Source organism: Octadecabacter algicola (assembly GCF_021532625.1).
GTDB lineage: Bacteria > Pseudomonadota > Alphaproteobacteria > Rhodobacterales > Rhodobacteraceae > Octadecabacter > Octadecabacter algicola.
This window is the reverse complement of the sequence record NZ_JAKGAR010000004.1, coordinates 153,033-172,281: the sequence shown is the minus strand read 5'-3', so window position 1 is coordinate 172,281 and position 19,249 is coordinate 153,033. Positions and strand designations below refer to the sequence as shown.

The window sequence follows — 19,249 nt, the reverse complement described above, 5'->3', positions numbered from 1 at the left end:
AAGTCTCCGCGCCGTTGTTCTATCAAGGGCAGCTTTGATCACAGCCCTTTAGACGCGATCCTATAGGTACTGCGCATCGCGGCACGGTCGGTATAGCATCCGCGTAAATGGCGGCTTCCGCTTTCAGCGACATAGCCTTCGCGGCCATGCACGATGCGATGATTGTCAAAGACAATGCAATTTCCTGGCTCTGATCGGAATTTCATAACAAAGCGGTCGTCTTGCATCATGCGGATGAACTTGATGAAGGCGGGGTAATAAGTGTCCAGCAGCTCTTGCGGGAGGTCCATCGTATCCTGCAAGTGCTGGGAAATCGTTACGCCCGTCACATTGCCGTTTTGATCTGTTTCGATGACCCGCTGATGAGATTGGTAATCAATGGTGTCGTGGCGATAAAAGAACGGAATTTTGTGTGTCGCAAGCAGATCAAACGCATCGGGGTCTTCGTCTTTCAACGCCATCGCCACAGCAATACCATCCAAGAACAAGGACGCGCCGCCATCTACGGTGTTTTCGATACAGTGCAAAAATTGAACGCCGGGAGCAGCTTCTTCACCAGGAAGGTCCGTGTGCATTTCCAACGGACCTGCGGTGAACGCCAGATTGGTTGGGTTGATCTCAACACGGACATTGAAAAACAGGCCTTCGCCAGACGGGGTGACAGGGCCGATTGCTTCGACCAGATTGGGCAGGCTTTCCTCTGACGGGTCCATGTCCGTGACAATGGCAATACCGCCTTCGATCAACGCCCGTGTGAGTGCCACGCGACCTGCCGCAGAATCGATAACATCAGCTTGTGAGACACGCGGAATATGAGCGAGGTGGTCACTGTACCAAACGTGACGCGGCAGGTCCGCGATGTCAGTTGGTCGACCTTTGGTGGCAATGTCCTCGAGAAGCTGAAGGGAAATTTCGCTTGTGGTGTCTTCCGCTTCCCAATCAATGATCACTGCGCCCTCTCGCAGAGCAAGCGACTTTGCTTTGGGGGCTTGGGACAATTGCGAAACATCAAAAATCCGTTCGCGGGTTTGTGGGTCAATATTCGAGTTACTCGCATCACGCAGCCAGTAATAGTTGAAATACTTTGGGCCGTTCGAAAGCTGGATCACCGCGCCGCATTCCTGAAGATCAAACTCTATCTGTGTCATATCAATCGTCTTTTCTGAAGGGGTGTAGGTTATTGGGCGTAGATGTTATTTTCTGCATCAAGACGCATACGTATTTCCCGCAGATGCGCGTCGGCCTGCCCGGGGTAATCATCAAGTTCGCGCGCCGTTTTTTCCGCGATGTCATCGGATAGGACACGCAATTTTTGACCGGTCTGCAGCGCGCGGACATATGTTTCAGCCGCACGTTCAAAATAATAGAGCCGGTTGAATGTATCCGCGACCGAAGCCCCCACAACAAGAACACCGTGGTTGCCCATCACCATGACCTTCTTGGCAGGGTCAGACAGCATTTTAGCGCAGCGGATGCCTTCGTCCTCGAAAGCGAGTCCGCCAAAGGCGTCATCGACAACGTAGCGATTAAAGAAGGTCGCCGTATTCTGATCGATCGGAAGGAGGGTGCTGTCCTCCAGACAGGCCAGGACGGTCGCCCAGATCGAGTGGGTGTGCATTAGGCATCGTGCATGTGGGCACTGCCGGTGTATCGACGCATGCAGACCCCATGCCGTGGGATCAGGCGCATTGGGGCCGGATAACACATCTGGGTCATTGGCATCCAACAGTAGCAAATCAGAAGCACGGATGTTCGAAAAATGCACTTGATTGGGGTTGATCAAAAATTGCGTGCCGTCCTCGTCAACCGCGAGGCTGAAATGATTTGCGACCCCTTCGTGCATGTTCAGACGCGCAGCCCATTGAAAGGTCGCTGCAAGGTCGGTCCGTTCGGGCCAGTGATCCATGTTCGCGCCGCTCATCGTTAGCTGGCCAAAACGGGTTTCGACAAGCCAGTCGGAATTACCTCGTATCCAGCCTCCTCTGGTTCGTCGTCTACCAGCTCTGTCGGAAAGCCGGGGGCTGTGATCTGTAGGCCTGTGGCGTCTTCGAGGCGGCGGATGATGTTGGGGGACAGCTCACGTTCGCCGTACTTGGCAATTCCGTCATCAAAGATCTCAACCAGCAGCGGGCTGATCTCAAGCGGCACATCTGCAGCCGCGGCCAAGCTTTGAAATAAACCAATGTCCTTTTTCACAAGGTCCATCGTAAAGGAAACGTCGCGTGATCCATTCAAGATCAGCTGGCTTTCGGTTTCATGAACGAAGGATGTTCCTGAGCTGATTTTCATAGCCTCATAGGTCGTGTTCAGATCAATGCCCGCGGCCTTCATGGTTACAAGCGCTTCGCAACATGTCAGCAAATTGGCAGTCGCCAAGTAATTCGTCATCACCTTAAGCGTTGAGGCCGAGCCGATTTCACCGGTATGCAGAACCCGCCGACCCAGCGTCGTCAGAGTTGGCAGCATCCGTTCAAACGTGGCGCGATCGCAGCCCGCAAAAATCGAGATGTTGCCCGTATCGGCGCGATGGCACCCGCCTGAAACAGGGCATTCGATTGCTGAGCCCCCTTTTTCCGTTACGAGCGCGGCAAGGCGTTTCACTTCTGAGACTTCAGTCGTGGACATTTCCATCCAGATTTTCGTCTCGTCAACATGGGGTAACATTGCCTCGACGACGGCTGCGCAGGCTTGTGGGGATGGCAAACAGGTGATGACAGCGTCGCACGATTGCATAAGCGCCGCTGGACTGTCGGCGGCCTTTGCACCCTTGGCGACAAAAGCGGCCACCAATTCGGGGTTGAGATCACAAACGGTAAGATCAAACCCGTTGCGCAACAAACTGCCCGCGAGCTTGCTGCCAACATTGCCAAGCCCTACAAATCCCATTCTCATATCGTTCTATCTTTCAACCGGTGCTTCATTCCGTTTGATTTTTAGCCATGGGTAATTTGGCATAAAGCAATTAATTCAAGGGCTTTGGGGCTGTATTATTTAAGGGTCCTTCTTGCTCAAAAGCACTGCGCAACTTTTCACTGCTAAACCCACGCAAGAACTATGGCGGGCAGCGACGCAGTATTTCGACAAGGTCGCGAACGTCCGCTGCGGGCCGGGAGTGCCGGCATCGGATGTTTTATCTGTGCAGTTGTATCGGTGCTTAAAAAATCAGCTGTTAGTTCAATATTGGGAGTTTGAACTCAGCAGTATTTCTCTGGTCCGATCCATTGGGATGCAGAATAACGGTCACCGTGAGCCCAACCAATTGGTAAAGTGGCCTCAATCGCCTGAAGGTCATCAGGCGTCAAAACGCGATTGGCGGCTTGTAACAGTTCGCCGAAATGCGCGATTGAGCGCGTTCCCGGAATAGGGATAACGTGATCACCCTGCGCAAGAACCCATGCGATAGCCAAACCCGCAGCCGAAAGATTCATGTCGGCCGCCAGCCCCCGGAACGAGGCTGTGGCAGCGAGGTTGGCGTGGTAATTGGGCGTCATAAAGCGCGGATTGTTTTTGAGGAAGGGGAGGTCTTGCACGGCCTCGAAGCTAATTGGAGCATCGGTCAGCAATGAGCGACCTACCGGCGAGAAAGCAACCGTTGCAACGCCAAGTTCGGCGCAGGTTTGCAACAAGCCCAATTCGGGGGACCGGGTGGAAAGCGAGTATTCTGACTGCACAGCGGCCACTGGATGTACTGCATGGGCGCGGCGTAGCGTGGTGGGCGCGATTTCGGAGAAACCGATCGCCTTGGCTTTGCCTGATTTAACGAGAGCGGCAAGCGTCTCGGTCACCTCTTCGATAGGAACATTCGCGTCGCGACGATGCAGGTAATAAAGATCAACCGCCTCAACACCTAAGCGTTTCAAGCTGTTGTCGAGCTCGGTTTGCAAATGTTCAGGAGAATTGTTGAAGATATTGCCGGGACCGTTTGGGTTCCGCGTAATTCCGCCCTTGGTCGCGATGCAAAAGTGATCGCGCGCATGCGGATTGGATTTTAGATAGCTGCCGATGACCGTTTCAGACCGGCCCATGCCGTATACGTTGGACGTGTCGAGATGCGTGACGCCGACGTCCAGTGCCATGTCCAAGATCGCATGGCTTTCGTGCTCGTTGGTCGCCCCGTAAAAGTCGGAGAAAGACATAGCGCCGAAACCAATCGGGTGGATCATTGGTCCGTCGCGACCAAGCTGCCTGCTTTGCATAATCTGCCCCCCTATTTTCCCTTATGAGAACAATTAGCTGGGAGGACCTTCGTGAGCAACTATTTGATGCGGATCTTGTCGTTGAGGCGACAGGTGTTCAGGCCGTGTCCGGTACCTTTCGTGAAACGCTGATTGAGAGGCCGAGTTGCAGGCAGATAATATGGGTGGGGCTCGCGGCTCCACCCATATTTCATTCTTACAATCAGAACCTTCTTCAAAGGCTTCTTCTGACTTTAGGCTGGGGTGTCTTTAGCAGGAGCCTGCGCTTTTGGCGCGGGCTTGGCCTCAGGCTCGGTTACGTCGAGCATTTCGTTAGCCGCGCCGGCGACGCCGTTTTCAAGGCTGATACCCAGTTCCTTACCAAGAGCTTGCATCGCAGGCATCTGGAGCGCCATTCCTAGGACCGAGTCCAGCGCTTGATTGACTGGCGTACCCGTCGCACCTGAACCGTCGCCGCCCCCTTCGCCGATGCCACGACCCATACCGGTTACCTGATGGATTTTGATCGAGTCGATTTTCTCGGCGGGCTTCACCATCTCCGCAATGATCTTTGGCATGGCCTCAAGGCTTGCAAGGCGGACTTTCATCGCAACGATTTCGGCGCTCAGCTCGTTTTCGGAGTTTGCAATCGCGGTCTGTCCCTCGGCTGTCGCCAACAGGTCGGTCTTTTTGGCCTCTGCACGAACGGTCATCGCGTTCGCATCCGCCTGCGCTTCTTCGAGTTTGGCAGCAGCGCGGTCGCTTGCCGCGTCTTTCTCGGCTTCAGCCGCAAGACGCACACCGGTTGCCATACGTTCCGCTTCTTTCTGGGCCTCGATCAGTGCGATTTGCTTTTGACGCTCTGCTTCGGCAACAGCGCGAGCCGTTTCAATCGCCTCAGATGCTTTCTTTGCCTCTGCGCGGGCGTTGTCTGCCGATGCACGGGCCTGGCTTTCTTCTTCAGACTTGCGTGCGACGATGATCTGACGTTCTTGATCAGCCACTTCAAGCTCACGCTCTTTGGCGATCTCGGCTTCGCGGATTGTGCGTTCGCGCTCAATCTCGGATGCGCGGACTGCACGTTCGCGTTCAATGCGGGCCTGTTCCTTGGCCTGATCCGAAGCTTCTTGATTGCGCGCAATCTCAGCTTCTTGGCTGGCCTGCAAAGTCTTGATTTCACGAACCTGAGAGATCGAAGCCTCTTCTTGTTCGCGGTCAATCTCGTAGCGCTTTTTCACGGCTTCCATTTCCGACTTGGCAACTGCAACATCCGCTTCCGCCGTAATCTCAGCACGTTCTTTGCGGGACGTGGCGATGACGGCTGCCAGCTTTTGCATACCGACCGCGTTAAATGCGTTGTTTTCGTCAAGCTGCTCGAAGGGTGTTTGATCGAGGGCCGTGAGGGACACGGCTTCAAGCTCAAGCCCGTTTTTCAAAAGGTCCTCTGAGATAGCGTTCTGCACCTCTTGAACAAAGCTCGCGCGATTTTCATGAAGCTCGTCCATTGTCATTTGAGCAGCAACGGCACGCAGACCATCAATCAGCTTACCCTCAATCATCTCGCGCAATTGCTCGACGTGGAAAGTGCGGTCACCCAAGGTCTGGGCAGCACGTGAAATCCCGTCCTCAGTGGCGTTGACCGAGACGTAGAATTCTACGCCAACATCAACACGCATCCGGTCTTTGGTGATCAGCGATTGCTCGTTCACACGCGACACCTCAAGGCGCAGGGTCTTCATGTTAACCTTTGCGATTTCATGGAGGAACGGCACGACAATTGTGCCCCCGTCCATGATGACCTTTTTGCCGCCTGACCCTGTTTTCACCAAGCTGGTTTCTCGCGTAGCACGTTTGTAAAGACGAGCCATGATTAGGCCGATAAAAATAAGCAGTCCGATGATCGCACCGGCAATGATAAGAATTTCAGTAAATTCCATTATGGTCTCCTAATTAGGGTTTGAATTATGTTTGCGGGCCATCCCGCTTAGATGACAAAAAACTTGTCACCGCGTTTTCGGATCAAGGTGACATCGCTGCCTTCTGGAAAGACCCCGTCGTCGTCTAGGGGTTCCACCCGCAGGTAGTGGATGTTGCCATGGCGGTCCTTGATCTTAACTTCGGCAGGTTTGCCACGCATGGCGGTGCCTTGGGTAATGGTGCCGCGATGACCGCCCAGAAATCGAGTGCGCATGGCGCTGGTTTCTGTCTTTGGCATGATCAGAGCGACCCAATTCGCGATGATCCGCGTGACCGCGATTGCGGGCACCAATGAGATTGCAACAGCTAACCAAGTGAACAGTGGGACCCCAATGGCGCTGGTCGCGATAGATTGCACAATCAGACCCGACAGGCCGAACAATGTCAGGAAGGATACGAGCCAGATCAAAAAAGGCACATCTCGCGCTCCGAGCCAGCCCAGAAGACCCGCAGGTGTCGCCGGCGCATCGCCGATATCCGCTGCAACATCCATATCCAAGTCGGCAGCGTCGATATCAATATCGGCGGACAAATCAAAGTCCGCATCGATGTCGATATCGGGCCCTTCACCACCCAATCCCAAAACAGTTGCACCCAGAAGTGAACCCAAAATTTCAAGAACAAACAGGCCAACCACGACTGCGAGCGCAATTGAGAACGGTAGCGCTTCGGGCGCCAAAAACACATTGATCATTATCTCTCCTTCGAGATTTATATAGGTATTAATTGTAAAAATGTTAGGTATATATGTGCAAAAAGTTCAAATATACCCTAAATAAATTGATACAACTGTGGATTTTAACTAAAGGATAGGGTGAATGAGTTACGGAAAAGTGCTAAGGATGCGATATGCCGGACTTTTTACAGCGTCGACGATTGGCCCGAATTTTAGATCGAAGTGCCGACAGGCTCGCCGATGTTCAAAAACCTGAAAAAGGGTGGATAGCGACGATGCGGTTGGCGCTTGGCATGTCTGCCGAACAAGTGGCCAGGCGCAAGGGCGTAAGCCGAAATGCCGTCTATCAAGCTGAGCGCAGTGAGATAGACGGGGCGGTTTCCCTCAAGCAGATGGAAAAAATTGCGCAGGCCATGGGTGGGAAATTCGTTTATGCAATTGTCCCTGATGCGCCGATAGAACAGTTGAAGCATAAGCAAGCTATGCTGCGAGCCCATGCACTGGCCAAGCTGGAGCCTGAATTTGCGAATTGGTCCAAAGATGAACAGCAAGACTGGTTAGATGACGCGGCGGCTCAGCAAGTACATGACATGCCGTCTGATTTCTGGGACAGCAATAGTTTGGGGCTCTAACACCAGTATTTGAAGCGGCACTCTGCTAGAGCAATACCAAGACAAAATCCGCATAGGCCGTGCTGCGTGGCGGTTAGAACTATTGAGGGGCTGAAAATGCTCAACCCCTCAATAAGTTTTGCTTCAATTTCATTCAGGCGTCAGGTCATCTGGCATATTCTGGAAGCAAACTGGACGCACGAACCTACGGATCGAGAGGGTTCCAACAGAGGTCGCTCCGAAATTGGTAGACGCAGGGTATGGCCCGCCATGCACCATAGAATCGCAGACTTCGACACCAGTCGGAAAACCGTTAGCCAACACGCGACCGGCCTTGCGTTCAAGCATCGGCATCAAGTCTTTTGCAAGCGCCGTATCCGCCCCATCCATATGAAGTGTGCACGTCAATTGCCCCTGCAGGGACTTCGCAATCTGGATCATCTCTGCATGGTCTTTCACGCGGACGACCAAACCAAGCGGGCCAAACACCTCTTCGCCGAGCTCTTCGTTTGCAAGCCATTCTTCGCCTGTGGTGGCGTAGAGATAAGGAGTTGCATTTCGCATGTCACACGTCGAAGTGACCAATTCGGTCACGCCTTTCGCGCTCGAAATGCGATCGCGGCCTTGGCGAAATGCATCTGCTATACCATCAGTCAGCATCGTTTGTGCTGCCGTGACCTGAAGGCCCTCGGTGGCGGCTTCCACAAATACATCAGCGTCAGGGCTGTCGATCACAATCGTAATGCCGGGGTTTGTACAGAATTGCCCAGCCCCCATTGTTAGCGATGCCGCCCATCCAGCTCCGATTTCGCGACCGCGGTTCGCAGCTGCAGCCGGTAACAAAAACATTGGATTGACTGAGCCGAGCTCGCCAAAGAACGGAATTGGGATAGGGCGCTGTGCACATAGATCGAACAGGGCGCGACCACCGCCTAGAGAGCCTGTAAAGCCAACTGCATTTATCAATGGATGTTGGACCAATGCCGTTCCAACGTCCCGCTTGCCACCTTGGATGAGTGAAAAAACACCAGGATTAACGCCACAACGCGCGATAGCTGCGTGAATTGCTTCGGCAATAATCTCAGCCGTTCCTGGATGGGCGCTATGCCCTTTGACAACGACAGGACATCCAGCAGCGAGCGCAGATGCGGTGTCCCCACCCGCCGTTGAGAACGCGAGTGGAAAGTTGGACGCCCCAAAGACGGCGACAGGCCCGATCGGACGTTGCACCATTTTGAGGTCGGGACGTGGCAGCGGTGCGCGATCAGGCAGGGCTTGGTCGTGGCGCCGATCAAGGTAATCTCCAGCCAGAATGTGGCTCGCAAAGAGGCGCAGCTGGCCGGTCGTCCGGCCGCGCTCTCCTTCTAGGCGCGCTGTCGGTAAACCGGTTTCTTGTGTCCCGATTTCGGTAATTTGGGCAGCACGCGCTTCGATTTCATCGGCGATTGCGTTCAGGAATTCAGCCCGTTCCTGACGGGTCGAATACCCGTATGACCAGAAGGCTTCCTCGGCTGCAGTGCAGGCGGCGTCGACCAACTCAGGCGTTCCGACAGAGTAATCGTGGCTTGGCCCATGTGAAGGCTCAGACGCAAACGTTTGCGCGCCAGTAACCCAAGCGCCAGCGATCAAGTGTTTTCCGTGGGGCGTGAAATTCATTGTTGAGTTCTCTTTTTGTTGTTGTCGCGATGGTATGGAAATTCAAGGCTTAACGGCCGTTCTTGGCGCGCCATTCGTCGAACTCTTTTAGGTTTTCTTCTTTGGTCGCAGGATAGAGGCCCGTGATCGTCGCGCCGTCTTGCACCTTACTCAGCGCGAAATCTTCGAATGCGGTCATTTCAACGGCTTCGATGGCCACTTCGTCGGCCATATGTGCGGGAATAACGATCACGCTGTCATCGTCACCGACGATAATATCACCGGGAAATACGGGTGCGTCACCGCAGCCAATCGGCACATTGATGTCGATGGCTTCGTTGGTGGTAAGGTTTGTCGGGCTGGATGGACGGTTGTGATAACTTGGCATTTCAAGTTCGCCGATATTCATTGCGTCCCGAAACCCCCCGTCGGTCACAACACCCGCTGCACCGCGCACCATCAACCGAGTGATTAAGATGTCACCTGCTGAGGCTGCCGTTGCACTTTTTCGGCTATCCATCACCATGACATGACCCGGAGGGCAGGTTTCAATCGCGTGACGTTGCGGGTGTTTGGGATTGCGGAACTCGACCAGTTGGTTGCGGTCTTCACGGGCTGGCATGTACCGAAGCGTGAATGCGGGGCCGACCATGTTTCTCCCTTTTCGTTGCAGCGGGTGCACGTCCTGAATGACCTGACTGCGCAGACCACGCTTATAAAGCGCGGTCGCCAACGTGGCGACAGACACTGTTTTCAACCGTTCAAGAGTTTCTAGAGAAAGGGGGTGTTCAGACATCGAATTTCCTTCTGTATCGGAATGAGGATTATGGGGGAAAGCGCGTTTGGTCATGCTTGGCCACTCAATTTATTGTGCCGGATGGACGAAAAGAGAGAGAGCCCGATAAGCCCCGCACCAGCCAAGCCGGTGATGACTTCGTGCACGTGCCAGATCGACTGCGCATACATGATGATGGACAGCGCCAACACAGAATAGAACGCGCCGTGTTCAAGGTAACGAAACTGCGACAGGGTGTTCCGCTCAACCAGCATGATTGTCATTGAGCGGACGTACAACGCGCCGATGCCAAGGCCGATTGCGATCAGGAAAAGATTGTTCGTTAGTGCGAACGCCCCGATCACGCCGTCAAAGGAAAAGCTGGCGTCGAGGACTTCAAGGTAAAGGAAGGCGCCAAACCCACCCTTGGCAGCCGCCGCTCTAGTTTCCTTTTCGGCATCCAAGAAATGCGCCAAGAGCTCAACCGCGAGGAACGTAACCAGCCCACAAATCGCAGCAAATAGGAAAGTCGCACTTTTAGCGTCAGGAAGAACCACTGACATCAGCAACGCTGCGCAAAGAACAAAAGCGATCTCAAGGCCGCGAATAGACGCCCATTTCCTAAGGCGGGATTCAATCAGCTTGATCCAATCCACCTCTTTTGATTGGTCCAGAAAATACGTCAAGGCAACCATCATCAGGAACGTCCCGCCAAATGCGGAGATCCCGATATGAGCCTCGTCCATGATCCGCGCATATTCTTGTGGGTCGGTCGCCGCAAGGACAACGGCGGCCACCGGACCGATGTGGGCGGCGACAACAACAACGAGCAATGGAAAGACGATCCGCATGCCAAAGACCGCAATGAGAATACCCCAAGTCAGGAACCGTTGTTGCCACTTTGGTTCCATTGTCTTGAGAATGTTAGCGTTGACGATTGCGTTGTCAAAACTCAATGAAATTTCGAGGATCGCCAAAATAGAACCGATCATAAAGAACGATAGCGCGCCCGCAACGGTTCCGGTCGTTTGATATCCAAGCCAGTACGACAAGGCCAAACCAGTGGCGGTGAACAAAAACGGCCAGCGGAAGTATGAAAGTGTCGACTTCATTTGAGGCCCCTTTGTATGTGGATGGGTCCGTTGACCGATAGACAAAGGCGCGCGTGCTGAGGTCCGAGCGTGAACGGAGACTGCACAATGATGTGTTCGGGCGTCATGGATTCGCCCCCTGTAGTTCATCCAGCGCGATGCGACGTGTGGCTTGGATTTCGGGGTCTGGGCTTAAACTCGCAGCGATCAAATTGCGGGTATAGGCTTCGCGAGGGGCGTCGAAAATTTGCTCAACCGGACCCTGTTCAACGATTTTGCCGTTCTGCATGACGATCACTCGATGGGCGAAGTCACGGACCAAAAGCAAGTCGTGAGCGATGAAAAGGTAACTTATACCCAAATCGTCTTGTAGCTGCTTTAACAGCGTCATTACCTGCGCTTGGATAGAGACATCCAACGCGGAAACGGCTTCGTCGCAGACGATCAGTTTCGGTTCTAACGCCAAGGCTCGTGCGATCGCGATACGTTGTCTTTGGCCACCGGAAAATTGGTGGGGATGGCGATACATATGATCTGGCTTCAATCCCACCTGTTGCAAAAGTTCGCAGACCCGCGCCTTCCAGTGCTGTTTGTCGAGGATTTCAGGATGGATCACAAAAGCCTCTGAAATGATGTCATAGATCGACATCCGCGGATTCAGCGATTGGGTCGGATCTTGAAACACCATTTGAATGTCGCGGCGTACTTTGAATAGGTCTTTTCGGTCCATTTGGACGAGGTCACGACCTTCAAAAAGCGCTTCGCCGCTGGTGGCGTCTTGCAGCCGCAGCACCGTCTTTGCCAACGTGGACTTGCCGGAACCGGACTCGCCGACGACGGCCACAGTTTCCCCCGGCAAAACCGTCAAACTGACCTCATCCAACGCAACGAAAGCGCCGTAATGCTTTGAAAGTTTTTCGATTTGGAGTATCGGCGCCGTTTGATCCAACTGCTGCGCCATAATGCCATTGCCCGGGATCGCCGCAATAAGCTGCTTTGTGTAGGGATGCTGAGGGTTGTGATAAACATCGCTCGCGCTTCCTGTTTCAACAATCTCACCGGAATTCATGACAACGACCCGATCAGCGATTTCCGCAACAACACCAAGGTCATGGGTGATCAACAAAAGCCCCATACCAGTCTCTTGTTGGAGTTCCTCCAACAAGGTCAAAATTTGGGCCTGCACTGTCACATCAAGCGCAGTTGTGGGTTCATCGGCAATCAAGATGTCCGGTTTCAACGCAAGGGCCATCGCGATCATTATGCGCTGGCGTTGGCCACCAGAGAATTGATGAGGGTAGGCGTCAACCTTGGTCTCGGCGTTGGGGATACCTACGCGTTCTAACAGCTCTATGGTTTTAGCTCTTGTTCCGGCTTTGCTTTGACCGTGTGCGGTCATTGTCTCGGCGATTTGGAAGCCAACAGAGTAGACTGGGTTCAAGTGGCTTAGTGGATCTTGAAAAATCATCGCGATGCGGCAGCCGTTAAGTTTTCGACGCTCTTCAGCGTGCATGGTAAGAAGGTCAGCCCCCTCAAACAGGATTTCGCCTGAGGTAATTTCACCTGGTGGCATATCTATTAAGTTTAGGATCGCAGATGCCGAGACGGATTTGCCTGAGCCGGACTCGCCAAGGATGGCTAAGGTTTCACCGCGATCCAAATGCCAATTCACATCGCGTACCGCATGAACCGTGCCATGGGTTGTATGGAAATCAACCGATAGGTTACGGACATCTAAAAGGCGTTCACCCATTTTTCTTCCTCACGATTTCAAGACGCCAGCGCTGGGCAGGGTCGAGCGCAGTCCGAAGCCAGTTCGATACGAGATTCAGCGAAAGCGTAGTTAGGATGATCGCAAGTCCCGGCCAGAATGACAGCCACCACGCCGTAGTCAGATAGGGCCGCCCCTGTGACACCATCAAACCCCATGTGATTTCAGGCGGTTGAATTCCGATACCGAGAAAGGACAACGCAGATTCCGCGAGCATGACAAACGCAAAATCAAGCGTTGCGATTGTGATGAGTGTCGGAAAGACGACCGGTAGGATGTGGCGAAAGATGATGCGCCCATTCGAGGCCCCCATCACTTTGGCGGCTTGCACGAACATGCGCTCGCGTACTTCCATGGTTTCGGCACGTGCAGTCCGCAAGTAGACAGGTATCCGCGTAATGGCCAAGACGATCACCAAGTTGAACACTGAACTGTCCAACATGAACAGCACGATCACTGCGAGCAAAAGCGACGGAAAAGACATGATAATGTCAGCCAAACGCATAATGATCTGACTGATAATTCTGGACGTGTAGCCCGCTATCAGCCCCAAGGTTGTGCCGATCAGGAGTGAGAAAAAGACAGCGCCCGCGGCAACGAAAATAGTATTCTGTGCCGCGACGATGATCCGCGCAAGCAGGGGGCGTCCCAAGGCATCACCGCCAAGCCAATAGGGCCAAGCCGTCGAGAAATCGAACGGCGGTGCGTTACGCCCCCGCAAGTTTTGTTTGGTTGCGGCATCTTCCAATAGGAAGGGCCCAACAATGGCGCACAGCAAGACGATCAACAGAAAGACAACCGAAACGAACGCGAATTTATCATTCCAAAGCATTCGCATTGTCCGGATCACCGGATTGGGTGCCTCGGTGACATCGGGTAGGGTTGTATCTTGGTCTTGGGTATTGGTCATTGATTAGTACCTGATGCGGGGGTCGAGGATCGAGTAAAGGATATCGATCACGAGATTCATTACGAAGATAGCAGTCGCGGTCAGCATGATGGCGGCCATCACGACCGTGAAGTCCCGCTGCAGGATCGAGTCGATCATGAGTTTCCCGACGCCGGGAAAGCCGAAGATGGTCTCGACAACAACAGCACCGTTCAACAGCGCTGCTGCCTGATCGCCAATGACCGTGATGACGGGCAACAGCGCATTGCGGAGCGCGTGTACAAAGATAATTGCTTTGTTCTTGATCCCTTTGGCACGGGCGGTTTTGACGTAGGCCGAACTGAGCGCCGTGATCATCGAACCACGGACAATCTGTAAAATGAGGCCAAATGGGCGAATGAACAAAACGCTTACAGGCAGTATCCAATGCCACACGGTTCCCGTCCCCGACGTCGGGACCCAGCCAAGGTTCACCGAAAAAATCACAATAGCGACGATGGCAATCCAAAAGTCAGGTGCGCTTGCGCCAATCAAAGAAAAGAAAGTCGCGATGCGGTCGAAAACCCCACCAACATGGAACGCTGCAAGCGACCCCAAAATGATTGAAAAAACAACGACCAACGACATGGTGACAACAGCGAGCTGCAGCGTCCAGCCAAAGCCACGCAAGACGACGTCGATTGCGGGTTCTGAACGGCGGATAGACTCGCCAAAATCTAAACGGACGAGATCGCCCAGGTAGTTGAAAAATTGAATGAGCAGTGGGTCATTAAGACCATGGATTTCCCTAAACTGATTTCGGCTCTCTTCGGATGCATCAAGCGGCAAATACAAACCTGTTGGATCGCCCGTCAGTCGGCTTAGAAAGAACACCAGCAGGATCAATCCGACGAGAGAAATGGCGCTGGCAATCGCACGTGATCCCAAGAATTTTAGCATTTCGATTGATCCTTGAAAGAGGGCAGCGCAGGCCGCAACGCAGCCTGCGCCGATTTCAGATTAGTTGAACTGAATTTGTGAAAGTTGCAGTTCGCTATTGGTCCGTATGGACGGTGTGAAATCCAGACGTTCATTGACGCGGCTGAACCCAACCATGTGGAACAACATAACGTCCGCAATAGATTCCTCGTGGAGGTACGTGAAGAGTTCGCTCCACTTTGCTGCACGCTCGTCACCTGTTGCCGCCGTAGCGTCGACAATCATTGCGTCAACGTTTGGATCCAAAAGACCGGATTGCTGACCGTCCGAATGGTACTTGAAGTACATCGAGAAGACAGGATCTCCGTTTGCATTGTCGTGCTGCGCTTGGATCAGCTGAGGACCACGGTCTTCAGGGAACGGTTTGGCATAGCGTTCAAGCCATTCAGCGACTTCAACCATTTCGAGCTTCATGTTGAAGCCGACGTCCTGATACATGGCAAGCAGGGCTTCCATCGTCTCAAGTACGTTTGCGAAGTTGTTTGTCCGGCCGATCAACGTGATTTCGGTTTCGATGGCAACTCCATCAGCAGCTGCCTCTGCCAGCAATTCACGCGCACGCTCCGGATCGAATGGGTAGGGCGCAAGGTCACGGTTGTAGCCGATTGTTGACGGTGGCGTCATGCCTGTCGCCAGCAAAGTGCCGTTGGCAAGGATCGTGCCTACGAATGCTTCACGATCAACTGCGAGGCTAAGTGCTTCGCGAACCCGACGGTCATTTAGCGGTTCTTGTGCATGTTCGATGCGAAGGAACAACGTTTCAGAGTTTGGATAGGAGAAGTCCAACGCATCGTCTGTCGCATCTTGAAGCGCGATGTTGGGTGCAATGTCGGCTTCGCCCGCAGCAACCATGGCAGCACGAACAGCGCTATCGCCACGGAAGACATATGTCGCGGATTGTACGGTTGGTTGCTCACCCCAATAGTTTGGATTGGCATTCAACGTGATGGATTCTCCGCGAATGTATTCGTCAAAGGTGTAAGGCCCTGTGCCGATCGGATGATCGACAAAACTGTCCAATGGCGTATCGGACGGCGTAACCGTCACTGTCGACATCAACATGGGCAAAATCGGCTGAGCCGGGCTGGCTGTCACGTCGATTGTGTATTCATCGATGATGTTTGTCGTGATTTCGATACCGCCAAAGAACTTTGCGCCAATCTCACAAGCAATATCGGGTGATTTCATACGTACGAGCGAGTGCGCGACATCGTCAGTCCGCATGTCTGTGCCATCACTAAACGTCACATCTGGGCGCAGTGTAAAACGCCATGTGCCGTTGCCCATGTCCTCCCAGCTTTCGGCCAAGCGTGGCTGAAGACCTGTGTTCGGGTCCATTTCGGTTACAGTTTCTGAAATGTTCTGGAAAAGCACACGTCCAACATTGGATTTCGTGGCCGAACAGGGCTCCACAATTTCAAGCTCTTCCGACAACACAACGGTCACGGAATTTTCCTGAGCTGCCACGCCAAACGCGACGTTTGTCGCAAGCGCCGAGGCTAGCAAAAGGTGTATTTTACGGTTCATCTTATCCTCCCTAAGTGATGAGGCTCTCGCAATCGACGCATCAACAGACGGCAAAAAGCGGATCCCCAGCCCATAGGATTGAGAGTTTTCAAAATCTTGTAAATTTCAAATTTGGATTGCAATGATACACTTATTGGATCAATCATTTGGTCGTTACATAAGCCGCAAAGGGAAACCAATGGCGCAAGGGCAGTTCGAATACTTCCAGATGAGATGCTTTGTGGCAGTCGCAGAAGAGCTCAGTTTTCGACGGGCAGCCGACCGGATGAACATGACACAGCCGCCGCTGTCGCGTCAGATAAAGTTGCTGGAAGAGCGGGTGAATCTTGTCTTGCTAGAACGCAGCAATCGTCATGTTCGTTTGACGTCAGCGGGTGAAAATTTTTATCACAGTGCTGTCGATATTATTCAACGATCAGAACACGCTGTCTTGAATGCACGGCAAGCGGAAAGGGGTGAAACGGGTAGCGTCGCAATCGGTTTTGTGCCCTCGGCGGCGTTCAAATTCATGCCCTTGATCGCTCAACGAATGGCTGTCGAAATGCCCAAGGTGACGTTAACGCCAATCGAGATGATGGGATATGAAGTTATCGAGGCCCAGCGTTCAGGTCGTATCGATTTGGGGCTTACAAGAATGGAAAGCCAAAGAAACGAAATTGAACGGGAAAGGGTGGTAAGTGAACCCTTCATCTTGGCGATACCAAAGGGGCATCGGCTAACGCAAAAAACAGATCTAACGATCTCGGATTTTGACGGAGAGCCCTATATTGCCTTCACGAAGGACCGAGGCGGGTACCTTAAAGAGACCCTCAACGCCCTTTTCAATGCGTCCGGAATCGTGCCGAATACGCAATTGGAAACCAGTCAAACCCATGCAGTGATCAGCTTTGTCAATCACGGGCTTGGGTTCGCGTTCGTCCCTCGGTCGGCGAGAATAATAGAAATGCCCGATGTGGTTTACCGTGAGATTGAGCTGCCTGCCCAATTTCGATCCGACATGTATCTGGTTTCTAAATCAGGCGGCGGCTCGATCGTCAGAGACCGTGTCCGAAGCCTCATATCAGATGTCTTGAGGCAGTTCAGAGAGACCGATTGAAGGCGATATTCCCAACCAAAACCAAATCGTAATATCCTGATCGCAGTTGCGAAGACTAGTTTCCGGCGCGTCATTTCTTGAAACCTAATACTTGCGCAATCGTAAAGGGGTGAAATTCGCCCTGTGGCCCGACCCAGCGTCAAACTGGACACCGTATTGGCAAGCTGCGCTTATCTCCAAAATAGGAGGACGTCGTGACTGAACCAACCAAAGCGGAAATACTTGAAATCGTAACCAAACGATCAAAAAATCGGATCAAAGGCAGTGTGCGGCTTGAGATGCCCGATATGGCGACGATCTATGTCGATGAAACCGGCGCTATCGAGAGCGATCAAGCCGCGGATATCGTTCTGACTGCCGACTCTCGCGTATTCTATGAGATTGCAACTGGTGTGAAAAATCCAGCAAAGGCGTTTATGATGCGCCAGTTAAAAGTCGATGGTAACCCGATGAAGGCTCTCAAAATAGGCGAAATATTGAGCTCCCAAGATTAGGGCCTTGTGCGGCATGTAGCCGATTTTCCACACAAGACCCTGATGTGGTGCCTAGTGCGGAAAACGGGTCGAATTGGTTTGGTGTGACAAACGCGAAAATAGATGGTGGTTAAAGGGAAGGGTATGCTGTACTTCTCTTTCTTGATTATTCAATAAAATCAATGGCCGAATTTCGCGACGCCAAAGGTATTTGGGTTGCCCAGCAGACACATCTTACCTCGGAGCGCTTTGGCAGCTTTGATGCCCAATGAAGAGATTATTATGACAAGAAATGCGCAAGAGTTGTCACAATGGTTTTGGGGCCCGTTCTTGTCGGATTGGCTTGCGCGTGTTCAGGACGGCGAGAATGGCGTTTTTGATGCCCTTGATGTGGACGGCAACCCTGACCTGACATCTGGCAAGACGCTTTTGGCGCAAGCCAGGACGTTATTCACGATTGCGCATATTGCACTGGCGTCCGGTAATCCCGCGCACGTTGAAGCGGCTCGAAAGCAGGCGGAGTTTGTTAAGAAGTTCCAAAAGACAAAGGGGCTTTATCGATGCAAAGCGACGCGAGACGGGACCGTTTCCGGGCGCGAAGAAGATGACGTAGCCCGCAGTTATGATCAGACTTTTGTTATCCTTGGGTTTGTAACTTGGAACAAAATCTCACCGTCTGCCGAAGTGAGCACCCTGATTGATGAATGTTGGGACGCCTTGCAATCCCACCTGACGGACCCTGATACAGGGTTGTTGCGAAATGACGATAGTGGTGCGGATACTGGACCTGCGCAAAACCCGCACATGCATTTGTACGAAGCCTGTTTACAAGGATTTCGCATGACGCAAGACCTCATTTGGCTTGAACGGGCGGCGAGTTTGCGGGCCGTTGGACTGCAGTATTTTATGGATGAGAACAGCGGCAGTATAGCCGAGTTCTTGACCCCTGATTTGCAGCCCTTGGCCGGTGGTGATGGCCAACGGCGCGAAGTTGGGCATCAATGCGAATGGGCTTGGCTTTTGTTGGAAGAGGCGGAGCTGGCCAAGACATCGACCCCAATCGATCCAGCTGGCCGTTTGGTCAAGTTCGCAGATGTCTATGGTTTTGCTACAGAAGGGCTGTTTGATGGCGCGGTCTATGATGCTGTGTCCTCTGCCGGGGATGTCGTTGAAAACACGTTCCTCATGTGGCCCCAGACCGAGGCCATCAAGATCTTGGCGATCCGTCATGTAGCGGGAGACACAACCGCAGGCGAAAGAGCGCAGCGCCTGATGTGTTTGATGTTTGAACGTTGGTTTGCTGGCTATACGTATTTCGTTAATCAGCTTGACGCGGACGGTACTGTCCTTTGGGATGAAGGGCTAACTCGACTTATGTATCACCTTGTCATCGCCATGAGCGAAGGTGCGCGGGCTGGTCTTTGGGCGGATATCCCAAAAGCATAAGGCTGATGCGTTTGACGTGGTCAGGGCGGGCCCGATTAGCCACACTCTTGCCGAATTCGTCGCCTATGCGGGTCGCCAGATGATGATGCTGTGCCTATAGGTTAGCAGTACCGTCACGCAGAACACATA

General features: G+C 53.0%; 17 protein-coding genes. 4 read left to right on the top strand and 13 right to left on the bottom strand.

What is annotated here, in order from left to right; all coding sequences use genetic code 11:
- Positions 1–38 precede the first annotated feature (38 nt).
- From L0666_RS15960 to L0666_RS15935, 6 genes are all read right to left on the bottom strand, one after another.
- Positions 39–1,148, bottom strand: a complete 1,110-nt coding sequence (locus tag L0666_RS15960; protein WP_235262384.1) for a TauD/TfdA family dioxygenase — start codon at positions 1,146–1,148, stop codon at positions 39–41.
- Positions 1,149–1,177: 29 nt separating this feature from the next.
- On the bottom strand, positions 1,178–1,921 hold the full coding sequence (locus tag L0666_RS15955) for a class II aldolase and adducin N-terminal domain-containing protein (RefSeq protein WP_235262383.1): 744 nt from the start codon (positions 1,919–1,921) through the stop codon (positions 1,178–1,180).
- A 2-nt stretch (positions 1,922–1,923) separates the two neighbouring features.
- Complete coding sequence (locus L0666_RS15950) at positions 1,924–2,892, bottom strand: NAD(P)-dependent oxidoreductase (protein WP_235262382.1); 969 nt, start codon at positions 2,890–2,892, stop codon at positions 1,924–1,926.
- Between the two features lie 302 nt (positions 2,893–3,194).
- The gene (locus L0666_RS15945) at positions 3,195–4,196 is read right to left on the bottom strand and encodes an aldo/keto reductase (RefSeq protein WP_235262381.1); all 1,002 of its coding nucleotides are present in this window, start codon (positions 4,194–4,196) and stop codon (positions 3,195–3,197) included.
- Positions 4,197–4,429: 233 nt separating this feature from the next.
- Positions 4,430–6,112, bottom strand: coding sequence for a flotillin family protein (locus tag L0666_RS15940; RefSeq protein WP_235262380.1), 1,683 nt, complete (start codon positions 6,110–6,112; stop codon positions 4,430–4,432).
- Positions 6,113–6,159: 47 nt separating this feature from the next.
- Complete coding sequence (locus tag L0666_RS15935) at positions 6,160–6,846, bottom strand: YqiJ family protein (protein WP_235262379.1); 687 nt, start codon at positions 6,844–6,846, stop codon at positions 6,160–6,162.
- Between the two features lie 155 nt (positions 6,847–7,001).
- Here L0666_RS15935 and L0666_RS15930 point away from each other — a divergent pair, with 155 nt between their 5' ends.
- Positions 7,002–7,460, top strand: a complete 459-nt coding sequence (locus tag L0666_RS15930) for a helix-turn-helix domain-containing protein (protein ID WP_235262378.1) — start codon at positions 7,002–7,004, stop codon at positions 7,458–7,460.
- A 129-nt stretch (positions 7,461–7,589) separates the two neighbouring features.
- On the opposite strand, the gene L0666_RS15925 is transcribed toward L0666_RS15930, so the two are convergent.
- From L0666_RS15925 to L0666_RS15895, 7 genes are all read right to left on the bottom strand, one after another.
- The gene (locus L0666_RS15925; RefSeq protein ID WP_235262377.1) at positions 7,590–9,095 is read right to left on the bottom strand and encodes an aldehyde dehydrogenase (NADP(+)); all 1,506 of its coding nucleotides are present in this window, start codon (positions 9,093–9,095) and stop codon (positions 7,590–7,592) included.
- 49 nt (positions 9,096–9,144) lie between these two features.
- Positions 9,145–9,870: a ribonuclease activity regulator RraA gene (locus L0666_RS15920; RefSeq protein ID WP_235262376.1), complete on the bottom strand. Its 726-nt coding sequence runs from the start codon at positions 9,868–9,870 to the stop codon at positions 9,145–9,147.
- Positions 9,871–9,920: 50 nt separating this feature from the next.
- Entirely contained in the window at positions 9,921–10,961 is a 1,041-nt protein-coding gene (locus tag L0666_RS15915; RefSeq protein ID WP_235262375.1) for a DUF475 domain-containing protein, read from the bottom strand.
- Positions 10,962–11,064: 103 nt separating this feature from the next.
- Entirely contained in the window at positions 11,065–12,693 is a 1,629-nt protein-coding gene (locus tag L0666_RS15910) for an ABC transporter ATP-binding protein (RefSeq protein WP_235262374.1), read from the bottom strand.
- On the bottom strand, positions 12,686–13,621 hold the full coding sequence (locus tag L0666_RS15905; RefSeq protein WP_235262373.1) for an ABC transporter permease: 936 nt from the start codon (positions 13,619–13,621) through the stop codon (positions 12,686–12,688). Before L0666_RS15905 ends, L0666_RS15910 begins: the two co-directional genes overlap by 8 nt.
- Positions 13,622–13,624: 3 nt before the next feature.
- Positions 13,625–14,539 carry an ABC transporter permease gene (locus L0666_RS15900; protein WP_235262372.1) on the bottom strand — a complete coding sequence of 305 codons (915 nt, stop codon included), beginning with the start codon at positions 14,537–14,539 and terminating at the stop codon, positions 13,625–13,627.
- Between the two features lie 60 nt (positions 14,540–14,599).
- Positions 14,600–16,105: an ABC transporter substrate-binding protein gene (locus L0666_RS15895; RefSeq protein ID WP_235262371.1), complete on the bottom strand. Its 1,506-nt coding sequence runs from the start codon at positions 16,103–16,105 to the stop codon at positions 14,600–14,602.
- Positions 16,106–16,226: 121 nt separating this feature from the next.
- On the opposite strand from L0666_RS15895, the gene L0666_RS15890 reads away from it, so the two are divergent.
- The 3 genes from L0666_RS15890 (at position 16,227) to L0666_RS15880 (ending at position 19,120) form a co-directional block, all read left to right on the top strand.
- Complete coding sequence (locus tag L0666_RS15890) at positions 16,227–17,201, top strand: LysR family transcriptional regulator (protein WP_235262370.1); 975 nt, start codon at positions 16,227–16,229, stop codon at positions 17,199–17,201.
- Between the two features lie 194 nt (positions 17,202–17,395).
- Complete coding sequence (locus L0666_RS15885) at positions 17,396–17,695, top strand: SCP2 sterol-binding domain-containing protein (RefSeq protein WP_235262369.1); 300 nt, start codon at positions 17,396–17,398, stop codon at positions 17,693–17,695.
- A gap of 261 nt (positions 17,696–17,956) precedes the next feature.
- On the top strand, positions 17,957–19,120 hold the full coding sequence (locus L0666_RS15880) for an AGE family epimerase/isomerase (protein ID WP_235262368.1): 1,164 nt from the start codon (positions 17,957–17,959) through the stop codon (positions 19,118–19,120).
- Positions 19,121–19,249: the final 129 nt, after the last annotated feature.